Annotated in this window: 15 protein-coding genes; 6 read left to right on the forward strand and 9 right to left on the reverse strand. The window is 39.5% G+C overall.

The annotated features are described in order from the left end of the window. Positions 1–5: 5 nt before the first annotated feature. Entirely contained in the window at positions 6–311 is a 306-nt protein-coding gene (locus Q4575_RS08715) for an STAS domain-containing protein (RefSeq protein ID WP_215965130.1), read from the reverse strand. A 222-nt stretch (positions 312–533) separates the two neighbouring features. Here Q4575_RS08715 and Q4575_RS08720 point away from each other — a divergent pair, with 222 nt between their 5' ends. The 3 genes from Q4575_RS08720 to Q4575_RS08730 all read left to right on the forward strand — a co-directional run bounded on the left by Q4575_RS08720 (position 534) and on the right by Q4575_RS08730 (position 2,473). Next, a complete protein-coding gene (locus Q4575_RS08720) occupies positions 534–878 on the forward strand; it encodes a translation initiation factor (protein ID WP_303522402.1) in 345 nt (114 codons plus the stop codon). A 33-nt stretch (positions 879–911) separates the two neighbouring features. Next, a complete protein-coding gene (locus tag Q4575_RS08725; RefSeq protein WP_303522404.1) occupies positions 912–1,715 on the forward strand; it encodes a response regulator in 804 nt (267 codons plus the stop codon). Positions 1,716–1,852: 137 nt separating this feature from the next. Continuing rightward, positions 1,853–2,473 carry an FKBP-type peptidyl-prolyl cis-trans isomerase gene (locus Q4575_RS08730; protein WP_272182681.1) on the forward strand — a complete coding sequence of 207 codons (621 nt, stop codon included), beginning with the start codon at positions 1,853–1,855 and terminating at the stop codon, positions 2,471–2,473. A gap of 88 nt (positions 2,474–2,561) precedes the next feature. On the opposite strand, the gene Q4575_RS08735 is transcribed toward Q4575_RS08730, so the two are convergent. The 4 genes from Q4575_RS08735 to Q4575_RS08750 form a co-directional block, all read right to left on the reverse strand. Beyond that, positions 2,562–4,070: an aminotransferase class V-fold PLP-dependent enzyme gene (locus tag Q4575_RS08735; RefSeq protein WP_215965126.1), complete on the reverse strand. Its 1,509-nt coding sequence runs from the start codon at positions 4,068–4,070 to the stop codon at positions 2,562–2,564. Between the two features lie 154 nt (positions 4,071–4,224). Then, positions 4,225–4,683 carry an Lrp/AsnC family transcriptional regulator gene (locus Q4575_RS08740; RefSeq protein ID WP_215965125.1) on the reverse strand — a complete coding sequence of 153 codons (459 nt, stop codon included), beginning with the start codon at positions 4,681–4,683 and terminating at the stop codon, positions 4,225–4,227. A gap of 130 nt (positions 4,684–4,813) precedes the next feature. Continuing rightward, positions 4,814–5,527, reverse strand: a complete 714-nt coding sequence (locus tag Q4575_RS08745; RefSeq protein ID WP_215965124.1) for a DUF3379 family protein — start codon at positions 5,525–5,527, stop codon at positions 4,814–4,816. Next, positions 5,520–6,086, reverse strand: coding sequence for a sigma-70 family RNA polymerase sigma factor (locus Q4575_RS08750; RefSeq protein WP_215965123.1), 567 nt, complete (start codon positions 6,084–6,086; stop codon positions 5,520–5,522). Before Q4575_RS08750 ends, Q4575_RS08745 begins: the two co-directional genes overlap by 8 nt. Before the next feature lie 89 nt (positions 6,087–6,175). Here Q4575_RS08750 and Q4575_RS08755 point away from each other — a divergent pair, with 89 nt between their 5' ends. The 3 genes from Q4575_RS08755 (at position 6,176) to Q4575_RS08765 (ending at position 9,044) form a co-directional block, all read left to right on the forward strand. Further along, positions 6,176–7,927 carry a lysophospholipid acyltransferase family protein gene (locus Q4575_RS08755; RefSeq protein ID WP_303522408.1) on the forward strand — a complete coding sequence of 584 codons (1,752 nt, stop codon included), beginning with the start codon at positions 6,176–6,178 and terminating at the stop codon, positions 7,925–7,927. Between the two features lies 1 nt (position 7,928). Next, positions 7,929–8,663 (forward strand): 1-acyl-sn-glycerol-3-phosphate acyltransferase, encoded by a 735-nt coding sequence (locus Q4575_RS08760; protein ID WP_215965121.1) that lies wholly within the window; start codon positions 7,929–7,931, stop codon positions 8,661–8,663. A gap of 177 nt (positions 8,664–8,840) precedes the next feature. Continuing rightward, positions 8,841–9,044 carry a hypothetical protein gene (locus Q4575_RS08765; RefSeq protein ID WP_272181933.1) on the forward strand — a complete coding sequence of 68 codons (204 nt, stop codon included), beginning with the start codon at positions 8,841–8,843 and terminating at the stop codon, positions 9,042–9,044. A gap of 15 nt (positions 9,045–9,059) precedes the next feature. Here the strand turns inward: Q4575_RS08765 and Q4575_RS08770 are convergent, their stop codons facing one another. Genes Q4575_RS08770 through Q4575_RS08785 form a run of 4 tightly spaced genes read right to left on the reverse strand, consistent with a single transcriptional unit; the run spans position 9,060 to position 12,451 of the window. Further along, positions 9,060–10,364: an ATP-binding protein gene (locus Q4575_RS08770; protein WP_303522412.1), complete on the reverse strand. Its 1,305-nt coding sequence runs from the start codon at positions 10,362–10,364 to the stop codon at positions 9,060–9,062. An 8-nt stretch (positions 10,365–10,372) separates the two neighbouring features. Next, the gene (locus Q4575_RS08775) at positions 10,373–11,068 is read right to left on the reverse strand and encodes a response regulator (RefSeq protein WP_215965118.1); all 696 of its coding nucleotides are present in this window, start codon (positions 11,066–11,068) and stop codon (positions 10,373–10,375) included. After that, positions 11,068–11,484 carry a DUF3019 domain-containing protein gene (locus Q4575_RS08780; RefSeq protein WP_215965117.1) on the reverse strand — a complete coding sequence of 139 codons (417 nt, stop codon included), beginning with the start codon at positions 11,482–11,484 and terminating at the stop codon, positions 11,068–11,070. Before Q4575_RS08780 ends, Q4575_RS08775 begins: the two co-directional genes overlap by 1 nt. Next, positions 11,474–12,451 carry a MipA/OmpV family protein gene (locus Q4575_RS08785; protein ID WP_303522414.1) on the reverse strand — a complete coding sequence of 326 codons (978 nt, stop codon included), beginning with the start codon at positions 12,449–12,451 and terminating at the stop codon, positions 11,474–11,476. Before Q4575_RS08785 ends, Q4575_RS08780 begins: the two co-directional genes overlap by 11 nt. Position 12,452: the final 1 nt, after the last annotated feature.

A 12,452-nucleotide genomic window follows, 5' to 3' on the forward strand; every position in this document is an offset into this window, starting at 1 on the left:
CGTTTTTAATCAATATCAAACTTTTTATCAAAGCGAGATATCTGCAATATTTTCTTAATTTGTGGTCGACAATTTGAGATTTTGATATTTGGAATACTGCTGCCTAGAGATTTTTGCATATTGAGCAACATGCCAAGAGCAGAACTATCCATATATTCAGTTTCACGTAAATCAACAACAACGCAATTTAGTTTTCTATCTATGTCAGAATAAGCGCTTCGAAACGACTGAACTAAATTAAAATCAAATTTTCCTTTGATCTGGATTGTAAAGGTTTGACCATCTGGCGAAGTAGAGGTGGTTAAACTCATTATTAAAGCTCCTAGTTTTATGTTTTACATTTCTATAATTGCTTGAGATTAGAGGAAAACTTCAAGGAAATGCATGTCCAAGTTAATTTCTTAACCTTAGATTCAAGATTAATCTGTGATCCTACAAAAATCCAGTGAATGTACTGAATTAGTTTTAATTGTTTTTAATAATAGTTGAAAATGGTAAATTTCCGTCAAGTTAATTGAAATGATAGAGGTCATATGGCTGACTGGCAAAATCAGTTAAGTAAACTAGTCTACTCTACAGACAGTGGAAAAATTGAAGATAAAAAACCGACAAATGTACAAGTCGGAGAAGTATATAAAGACGGATTTGTTCGAATTTCTCGTGAAACAAAAGGTCGTAAAGGCAAAGGTGTCATGATCATCACAGGAATACAACTTCCAGCAGATGAATTCAAAAAGCTTGCTCAAACACTGAAGAAAAAATTGGGTACCGGTGGTGCCGTTAAAGATGATCAAATTGAAATCCAAGGTGACGACCGAAACAAGTTGCAGTCGATCCTAGAGGACATGGGTTATAAATGTAAGATTTCGGGCGGTTAACACCTGACGTCGTCGTATTATGAGATCAATTAAATGAATGAATTATCACCGCAAGACTTATCAATACTATTAATCGAACCGTCACCAACACAGCAAAAATTCATCGCCAGACAAATGCAGCAAGAAGACATTGTTAATATTGAATTTGCCAGTGATATAAAAAGTGCCAAAGCGTATTTAGCAAATCATCATCCAGATTTAATAACAAGCGCAATGTACTTTGACGATGGGACGGCATTGGAATTAGTTCGAGAGCTAAAAAGTGACGAGCACACAGAAGACATACCGTTTATGTTGGTTTCTAGTGAGTGTCGAAAGGAGCAACTCGAGGCGTATCGTCAAAGTGGCGTCATCGCTATTTTACCTAAACCCTTTACCCCAGAACATTTGGGAACGGCTATAAACGCGACATTAGATATCCTAAGTGCAGAAGAACTTGAGTTGTCTTTCTTTGATGTTAAGTCACTGAGAGTATTAGTGGTTGATGACAGTCGTTTTGCTCGTAAGTTTGTCTCCCGTGTCTTAAATAGTTTGGGTATTGAAAAAATAACAGAAGTTGCCGATGGCAAAGAGGCGATTGATACGATTAAAGAACATATGTTTGATCTTGTCGTGACAGATTACAATATGCCAGAAGTGAACGGTAAAGAGTTGACGGAATATATACGTAATGAAAGTGAGCAAAGCCACATTCCTGTTTTGATGGTCAGTTCGGAATCAAATGAAGCGCATCTCGCTAATATTGAAAAATCAGGTGTAAATGCGATGTGTGATAAGCCGTTTGAACCTGAAAATGTCAAAAAGATTTTGTACAGTTTATTGGAAGGAGAAGAATAAAGTTCAAGAGGAATGCATTGAATTGGGCTTTCACTGACAAGTATCGTTAACAAGATGGATAATTTCCCCTCTAAGCATGGCGATTTTAGTTCAATATGGTAGTATCCCCGCTTTATTTTTTTAATTGATAGAGAAGCATTATGTCTCAATATTCTACTGTAGAACTACAGGCTAGTTATGGTATCGGTCGTCAAATTGGCGATCAAGTTGCAAGCAACCCTTTTGAAGGTCTTGACGCTAACGCAGTTGCGCAAGGTGTTATGGACGCATTAAACGGCGCTGAGTTTGCTGTTGAAGTTGAAGATTTACGTGAAGCATTTGGCGTAATCAACGAACGTATGCAAGCTGCTCAAGCAGAGCAAGCAAAAGAAGCATCTGCAGAAGGTCAAACTTTCTTAGATGAAAATGCAAAACGTGATGAAGTAACGGTAACTGAATCTGGTCTTCAATACGAAGTTTTAGTTGCAGGCGAAGGCGAAAAACCAACTGCGGCAAGCACAGTTAAAACTCACTACCATGGCACTCTAGTTAACGGTACTGTGTTTGACAGTTCTTATGACCGTGGTCAACCGGCTGAATTTCCAGTTGGTGGCGTAATTAAAGGTTGGACTGAAGCATTACAACTAATGTCTGTTGGTTCAAAATGGCGTTTAGCAGTACCTTATGAGCTAGCTTATGGCGAGCAAGGTGCAGGCGGCGCGATTGGTCCTTTCCAAACACTAATTTTTGATGTTGAATTACTAGAAATCATTGCGTAATTTAGCTTTAAATTGATTGTGAAATGGCAGCCATTGGCTGCCATTTTTTTTGCTTATTTGTCCGCTTTTTACTTTTCAAAGTATGATATTAAGTACGTTGCAAGAACCGACTTAACCAATTGTCCGGTTGTTGTTTTGGCATCGGATCAAAGTCGGCAATGTTTATGATAGAGGACGTGCTTTCCACAATTGGAATATAGTCCGCTGTTAGCGGATCAAATCGATAATCTTGTTGCCATTGTTGGGCATTTTTGACAATTTCATTTACCGCTTGAACAATAAAACGAGCTTCTGCATCGGTTGATGTTGGGTGCAACGACACTCTTATCCAACCAGGTTTCGCAGATAAGTCGCCCTGATCGATTTGACCGGTTATATTACCTGATGTTGATTTGTCGACATTTAATAAAATATGACCGTAGGTGCCAGCACAACTGCAACCCCCACGACTTTGAATGCCAAATCTGTCGTTGAGTAATCTCACCATTAAGTTGTAATGCATATCTTTAACATAAAAAGAAACAATGCAGAGTCTGTCTTTGATGTCGCCTTCAAGTAAACCCACTCCGTCTATATTTGCTAAGCCATTCAACAAAATGTTGGTCAATTGTTGTTCTCGCTGATGGATTTTGTCAGTGCCCATTTGGTCTTTGAGTTTGATTGCTAGAGCAACTTTAATTGTTTGTAAAAATCCTGGAGTGCCGCCGTCTTCTCTCACTTCAACGTCGTCGTAAAACCCTTGTTGGCCCCATGGATTGGTCCAGGTCACTGTCCCGCCGCCCGGTTGGTCGGGGATTTTATTGCCGTACAAGGCTTTATCAAAAACTAAAATGCCACTACTGCCTGGGCCACCTAAAAATTTGTGAGGCGAAAAGAAAATAGCATCTAGCTTTTGTTCAGGGTCAGATGGATGCATATCGATGTCGACATACGGCGCAGAGCAGGCAAAATCGACAAAACAAAGACCGCCGTGTTGATGCATAATTTTGGCCATCAAATGGTAATCGGTTTTAATGCCAGTCACGTTACTACAGGCAGTAAATGAGCCTATCTTAAGTGTGCGTTGTTTGTAGATCTCAAGCTGCTGCTTTAAGTCTTGGATACAAGGTTTGCCATCGGCGCCTTTCGCTAAGATAACCACGTCAACTTCACAGGCATTCCACGTTGTTTGATTAGAATGATGTTCCATATGCGTGATAAATACCACAGGGCGTAAATTGGATTCAGCGGCAAGAGTTTTAAATCGTTCTGGTACTCGCAGACCTAGCATACGTTGTAATTTATTTACGACCGTGGTCATGCCTGAACCAGCACTGATAAGCGCGTCATTCGCGCTGGCATTTACGTGGCGCTTTATTATTTGCTGCGCGTCGTGGTAGGCGCGGGTCATTGTGGAACCCGTTAAGTTTGTTTCTGTATGAGTATTAGCGACATAGGGACCAAGTTGCTCAACAAGGAAAGTTTCTATTGGTTGATATAGGCGACCGCTAGCCGTCCAGTCGGCATAGACCACATCCCGCTTTGTATTATTAAAATCTACGTTAAGGTCGTGGCCAATTATGTGTTGTCTGAATTGGTTGAAATATTGTTCGAGCATAAGAGTATCCGCTTGTTAAAACTGACACCATTATATCGAGCATGTAGGAAATGATTTTTCTATTATTTCTATTTATTGGCTAAATGTTAGTAATTAATCCCACAAAAGTGACAACTTGTGGAATGAAAAACTACATATATGCTACTTGTTAAAACTAACAGTAATTGAGTGGGATCTCTGTGGTGTATTTCATTTGCTCCATCGCAAAACTGGAACTGACATCGCTAAATCCAGCTTGGCTGATAAGTCGCTTATAAAATTCATCATAGGCTTTCATGTCTGGCACTAACACTTTTAATAGGTAGTCCGTATCACCACTCATGCGATAAAACTCAGTGATCTCGGGGGCGGTTTCGGCAAAGTTGTGAACATTTTTAATCCAATCGGCATTATGTTGATTGGTTTTTAAGTTCACAAATACGGTGAGTCCAACATTTAGTTTCTCTGAATCAAGCAGGGCAACTCGTTTACGGATAATACCATTTTGCTCGAGTTGCTGAATACGACGCCAACAAGGGGTCTGGCTTAACCCTATTTTGTCAGATATTTCTGCGAGAGATAAGGCTCCATTAGTTTGTAAAAGTGACAGAATGTGACGGTCAAAGTTGTCCATTTATTTACCCAATGCAAAAAAGATGTGAAGGCCATTATGACCTCCATCGTATTGTAATTTTCCAACGTCCTGATATTTTTGCAAATAACGTTTCGGCATGGAATAGAAATCGTTTTTTATGTGTAACAAATTATATAGTTTGCCATTTTATTGCTTTATTGATCTTATTTGACCAATCGCCTAGGTTTTCATTATCTTTTTTAGTAATGATCACGACATTTGCCGATTGAGCAACTATGGTCTCACCATTAAAATCAAGGCTGCTAAAATGTTTTCTAATGGCTAGTTTCGCGTCACTTGGAACAACAAACACTGTCACATCTCCCTGAGTACCCGCTAAAACTAAATGCAAACTTCTTGTGCCATCAAAATCACAGAAATTGGCAAATTTTATTGGTGCAATCGGCGCATCAATATGCCCACCAAAACTGGCTAACTTGGCGTTTAATTGGCCTAATGTATAGTCAGCAGAAGACGGAATATGCGTCATTTCTTCAGTCATATGGGCTAAAGCATGGTCACTTATCGAGTCAAATCTAGGACTAACACCACCTAATTGCAAAGAGATACCGATTGCAAAAGCGAACCCAGCGGCTATCGCTAAATGAACTCGGTGTTTCTTTTTCTCGGCTCTTTGAATAGCTAAAGATTGGCCAAGGAAAATTCGTTCAGCTAAATTATCTGGCACTGGCACTTCTAGAACATTTTTAATTTGTTCATCTAATTGCTGTATTTCAGATTTAAAACGAGCTTTAGCAGGGTCCGAAGCACAGGCATTTGAAATTTCTTGTGCATTGTCGTTAGGATCGGCATAAAGTCTACGCCTGAAATTTAACTCATCCATTTTCAGCCCCTCTAAATTGTTGCTTGTTTTCTAAAGCGTCCTTAAGTTGATTTCTCGCCCTAAATAATCTTGTCATTACCGTATTTCGGTTTAGCTCTAAAATATCCGCTATTTCATCACCACTAAAACCCCCGATAACCTGCAATATCAGTGGTTCACGATACTCTTCACCCAGTTTATTAATATGTCGTTGTAAAAGGTGGTTTTCCATTTCTTGCTCAGTAGAAGTTGATATATGATCTTCAACTTGATGATCTTCGATATCAACGAGGTCAAATTGTTTACGCTCAAAACGTCGCGCGTTTTCCCGTCGTAGAATGGTAATTAGCCAAGCCTTGGCGGCATTTTGGTCTTTTAGTGACTCAAGTGACTTCCATGCACGAAGAAAAGTCTCCTGGACCAGGTCTTCTGCTATAGAAGGGTCGTGGCAAAGCCAATATCCATAACGATATAGGTCAGTGCTATAAGCCTTAACTAAAGATTCATATGTTCGTTGTTTTGTTTTCATGTCTAATAAGACCTGAGAACCTCGGAAAAAATTTCCCATAAATTTCGTCATATTGTTTGATTCTGCTTAATGATAGACTAGCTTTTCTAGGGCTTATTCACAACGCATTGAATTTAAAACTTAAAACTATGGAAAAAAAAGTGCATTCAACCATTTCATTAAGTGTAATTTTTAAAGAAAAATCGACTGGATTAGTAAATAAGCTGCTAATAAAAATAGGTGATTACCTGTTAGGACTTAATAAGTTACAAAAATTTTATAGCAACAGTAACTTACCTGGTTTAGCAGCCGAACCATTTTGTGACGAATTAGTACGGATGCAAAATCGCCCCCTAACAAATACTCAGTTATTGACGGAGGTCGTGCCAAATACTGGTTCCCTAATTGTTGTTTGTAACCACCCCCATGGTTGCATTGAGGGCGTTGCACTTGCCGGTGCATTAAGAAAACGCCGCTCAGACGTCAAAGTGTTGGCCAACAAAGGGTTGGCGATGTTTCAAGAGCTGCACGAGTTATTTATTTTTATCGACCCGCTAAATCCATCGGATCCAAGTAATTTAAAAGGCATTCGAGAATGTAAAAAACACCTCAATAATGGCGGCGTTTTACTGATTTTTCCAGCCGGTAAAGTCAGTTATTATCGCCCTGAAAAACAACGTATTTGCGATGGGGAGTGGAACCGGTTGCCCGGGGCGTTAGCTCGCGCCACAGATAGTCCTGTATTGCCAATCCATATTAGCGGACACAATAGTGACTTTTTTATCACTATGGGGCGTATTTATTATCGGTTCAAATTGTTGATGTTGTTTCGAGAAATGATGCATCTAAAAAACAAGCCTCTTGAACTCAGTGTCGGTCGCATACTGCCAACAAAGTTGTTGGCTAAGTGTGGAGATGAAGCTCAAATCACGGCATTTCTTCGTGCACAATGTTATTGCTTAGATCCTCAATTTAACGCCACGTGGTCAGCTGATTCAGCCCAACAATTTGCCGATTTAAATGCACCTGTGCCCGGACAAGTATTAGCGAGTGAAATAAATTCATTACCTAACTCACAGCATCTCGCTGATTATAAAAAGTTTCGCGTTTCATACGCATCGCTACACCAAGCGCCAAATGTCGTGAAGGACATTACTCGTTTGCGAGAGAAAGTATTTCGACTTTATGATGAAGGCTCCGGTGAAAGTGCCGATGGCGATGAATTTGATAAAACATACCTGCATTTATTTATTTTCGATACAGAAGAACAAGAAATAATAGGTGCTTATCGTATGGGACAAAGCGATAAACTTATCCCAGAGTTTGGGCTTAAGGGCATGTATTTATCTCGTATGTTTAAATTTTCCCCAGAGTTTATTAACCAACAGCAACCTTGCTTAGAGATGGGAAGGTCATTTATTGTTCCAGAACATCAGCGAAGTTTTTATGGCCTATTTTTATTATGGCGTGGTATTGGAGAGTTTGTTGTTCGTCATCCTCAATATAGGATCTTGTATGGCACGGTTTCGTTAAGTAAATTATATCGACCATTAAGTGTGGAATGCATTAGTAAGTTAGCGTTGAACCCTTGCTCAAATGTATCAGCGAAGGTACCCTTTGCGCCGGTAAATAACCCTGAGCTCGATGACTATATTGCAGAAACTCCGGATACCGGTAATTTATTGTCAATATTAGTTCAAGGTATAGAACAAGACGGTAAAGATGTTCCGATATTAATGAAACAATACAATAAGTTAGCAGCACGGTTTTATTGTATTGGCATCGACAAAAATTTTAATGACACTCCAGGCTTATTGTTAAGTGTGGATATGAGCAAAGCGCCCCATAAGGCATTAAAGCAATATCTGGCCGAAGGGTTAGAGCAATATTTGAATTATAAAAAAGGTAGTTAACATGCGAGCAAATCGATTTGCACAGATCTTTAGTTTTTCTGTGATGTCGACATTAAAAATAGTGACTTGGCCCTTTTATCGCTTTGAAAACAAGTGGATTAGTGAGCAAAGCTATGAAGCATTTGATGACGTAAAATTGGTGGTCTTGCTAAATCATACAAGCCTCTATGAGACATTATTTGTGAGATTAGCCCCGTTTCGTTTTTTGTGGCGAATTGCTAGACATATGTTAGTGCCGGTTGCCGACATCACCACAAACCGACCTATCGTTGGTGCGTTTTTCCACGCACTTGTGCCTGGAGTTGTGCCGATTAGTCGTCGTAGAGATGAGTCTTGGAACAATTTTTTAGAGTCGATTAATGAGGAAGCTATTGTCGCTATTTTACCTGAAGGTCGGATGCGACGCCAAGACGGGAAGGATAAGCATGGGAAACCTATGTCTGTTCGTTCAGGCATAGCTGATATCATTGAAAAAATTGACCGTGGCAATATTCTATTTGTTTACAGCGGTGGCTTGCACCATATTCAAGTTCCTGGACAGCGTTTTCCTAAGTTGTTTAAAAAAATAAAAACCCACATGGAAGTTGTCTCGATAGAAGAATATAAAAAAGCGTTATATCAGCCTGCAGCCAATAGCCGTAAAATTGCTTTTGTACGAGATATTCAATCGCGCCTTGAAAAACTAACCCCTTATTGTGAGCAGCAACCGTATAATAAGCAAAAGCCAGAATCGTAAAATTACGTTAGTCACTAAAGAAACCTGTGTGCTGGTGTTTTAAATGTAACGTTTATTTAAACGAAAATATAATTGAACTTGCCTAGCGAGATGTTGTCATACGATGGAAACTGAAGCTCTAATAAAAATAATAATTATCAATAGCATATAGATAAAACTGACTCGGGAAACAGAAATATGAGCGACCTTAAAGGTAGCATTGACAGGATAAAGGCAGCATCTAAAACCTTGGAAAATAGCATCAAAAAGCCTGAAACAAGCGAACACTATATGCAGTCTTTGCATGATGTATTAACTGAAATAAATTCTGGTGTTGAGCAACTAAAAAATGGCGTTATGTCCGATGTGAATTCGCCAATTAAGCTAAAATCAAACAGTTAATTTTTGGCTTAATAATTAGTGGTTTCTCTGATTTGCAATCGGCATTGTTAATATAAAACGCGCACCCTTTTTAGTATTTTCCGCCACAATAATCTCGCCACCGTGCCAGGAGATTATTTTATCAGCAATAGACAAACCTAAGCCAAATCCGCCACCTAGTTTATTCCGACTGTTTTCTAAACGCGTAAATGGACTAAATATTTGTTGCCGTTGATCTGGCGAGATCCCAGGACCATCGTCATCTATTATTATGGTCAATAGCTCGTCTAACGTCACTGTGATATCTAAAGCTGTTCGGGCATAACGCAAGCCGTTGACAATAATATTTTGTATTGCACGTTCTAGTAAATGACCGTCACATAAACAGGATACTGGTCCCGATATTTGAACACCAATAGGCACGTCACTGGTGCGCTGGAGTTTTTCAACGAGGTTTTCTATCAGTTGGTTGATATTAACTTCTTCAATTGTTAATGGTGAAGATACGGTATCTAAGCGACCATACGTAAGCATTTCGTCGATAAGGCGTTCAATTTCTTCTATATCACTTAACATTTCACCCGTTAATTCAACTTGGTCATCAGGTGATTGGTTGGCGCCTTTCATTATCGCTATTGAAAACTTGAGACGAGCGAGGGGGGTTCGAATATCGTGGCTAATGGCGTGGGTCATTTGTTTTTGCAAAGAGATTAGTTCCACTATGGTATGAGACATACGACTCAGGGTTTTACCAAGAGGATAAACCACAGAGCGCGAACTCAATGGGTTACTGAGTGCGGTTGTATCAGAGCTAAATTGTTCGGTAAGCCGGGTTAATTTATTGATGTCGGTCCATAGCGGTCGTGTCCAAATGAGTATGAGTCCGGCCAGTAAGGTGTAAGAAATAAAAGTGAGCAGAAAAGACGTTGAAAGAGGGTTTTGATTGTCTAGTGCGTAGTCACCGGTAATGTCTATTTTGTAAATTGTTGGTAGGGTTGCCACGACATAAACAACTAATAAGCCTTGTTGGTCAAACAAATGAACCGCTTGCCCTGCCTTTAATTGTGCCATTTGACTTGGTGCAAACGCGAAGTCGTCAATGGAATGTTGACTATAAGCTGCAAATTCACTTTGATTTAATCGAGCCAGTTGTTCTGATAGTGAGTATTCACTCACCAACTTAATATTTCCTGCTGCTAATTGCGCTAGCGCATTAAGTTCTTTGTTTTTAAGGGACTGTTGAGTGCTTTGTAGTTCCTGCCAAACATATTCACTGGCCCAGTTTATAATGAGTAAACCTAAGGTAATAACTATGTATAGGCTAAAGAACAATCTCCGCATGACGACCCTTAATCATTCCAAGCATCGGGGCATAACATGTAACCTTTGCCCCAAACGGTAATAATACGGAAAGGGGTTTTGCAATTGTCGTGCAGTTTTTTCCTAAGTCGAGAGACCCTGACGTCAACTGTACGGTCTAAACCATCGTATTCGCGACCGATCATACGCTTATGTATGTCGTCGCGTTTCATGGGCTCACCCGCGTTTTCAGCTAATAACCATAAAAGTTCAAATTCATGACTGGTGAGTTCCACCAGTTCGTTATTTAAATATGATTTTCGAGTACTTTTGTTGATGGCCAGTTTACCAAATTCTAATATTTTATTTGGCTGGCTAACTTCGCTTTTATTACGCCTTAATGCGACGTTGATACGGGCAAGAAGAACATGGGGATCGATAGGTTTGATAATGTAATCATCGGCGCCTATTTCAAGGCCCATAACATGATCAATTGGACTGTCTTTGGCGGTTAGAAATAATATTGGGTTGTGATAATTGGCTCTTACTTCGCGACAGATAGAGAAACCATCTAGTCCAGGTAACATTATATCGAGAATGACGAGATCTGGTTGTTGCGCGAGAATGGTTTTGACCGCCTGCTCGCCGTCATGCAATACGGTCACAGTAAAGCTATTTTGCTGTAAGAAATTGGTGACTAGCTTTGCCAAGCGCAGATCATCTTCGACTAATATAATGTGTCGCATTAAAAAATACTCCATTGCGGTTTAAGCCGACGTCGGTATTTGTTGATAAAGTTGATTGTCACTCGTTTGGACACAAGTATTTTTTTGTCTTCATTTCGAATCAAGGAAAAGTCAGTGGATTGTTGCAAATTAATTACCAAACGTTCGTTTACTGAATCCTGCTGTTGCCAGCACTTTAACTTAGTATCCGATTGCATTAAGCACAAATCATCAGGTGAACTTGTTTGCCATTTCACTGATATTACCATTTCGCATTCTTGACCAATATACTCTGCAATACACGCAACTGGCTTGAGTTCAAAATTGAGTAGAGCAAGTTCGTCGTTGCTTTTTGCCATCGTTGAGAACTGACATGTAACCAACAAAAGCATAATACCAAATTTAAGAAATGAACTTATATTGAGACTAAAATGCATACAGCAGTCCCATAAAATAGGTATTCGACTCGGCGCTGGTTACTCTAGGGGAATGAGCTATTGTGTCATCCAAAAATTCTTTTTTCCAATACAGGATCATGTTTAATTTATTGGTAATGGGTTTTCTCAAACTCATTCGTACGGTTTTGTTAATCGCAGAATCGGTCCGGTATTGATAGCTTTGTAAATGAATGTGGCGTTCGTCAATACCATAAAAGTACTGCGTAGTTTGACGACTTAACATACTTAAACCAAATTGAAAATTAAATTGCCAATTTGCCAAAAAAGTATTATCCCCGCGCAATTGATAGCGATACGAGAAATTAATATCCGCACGCTTACCGTTATGGACGTTTGAAACGTCGGTAAAAATCTTACTGATAATAGAATAGCGATTTGAAATAAACCAATTGTGTTGCAAGCCAAGATCAATGCTCCACTGAGGTTTCGTCAGCTCTAGGTTAGTTTCTATTTTTTGTTGTTCATCATCTCTGCTGTCGAGTGGTTGAGATGGTAATGCGACACCGGCATCGACGTCGTTGACGATATCAGAATAATCTTGGCTTGCTTCGGCATCAGAAAAGTCATTACTAACTGAAGAGTCGAATAAAAATACGTTAAGTGGATGATAGTCGTAATATTGAGCTGAGAAAGGGTTGATCTCTGTGACGACACTTAATGCGTACTTGGGTTTCTCAATAAAGGAATAACCTAGAGTCCCGTTATCAAAGAACCACTTTTGACCATAGTAAGAAACTGTTGGAACTAAGTATATGTTTAGGTCTGACTGGCCTAATATAATATTCTGTTGTTTACCAAAACCGAGGGCGAGTCCAAAGTTCCATTGGCTAACAGATGCAAGTTGAGGTTGTTTACTTGACTCAAGCGTGGCTGCACGAGGGCTTCCAACAAATAGAGTTAGAAAAATAGCGCAACAGAGGATAAAAAATCGTCGGAAAAGTGTCATT

Source organism: Psychrosphaera sp. 1_MG-2023 (assembly GCF_030548245.1).
Taxonomy (GTDB): Bacteria; Pseudomonadota; Gammaproteobacteria; order Enterobacterales; family Alteromonadaceae; genus Psychrosphaera; species Psychrosphaera algicola.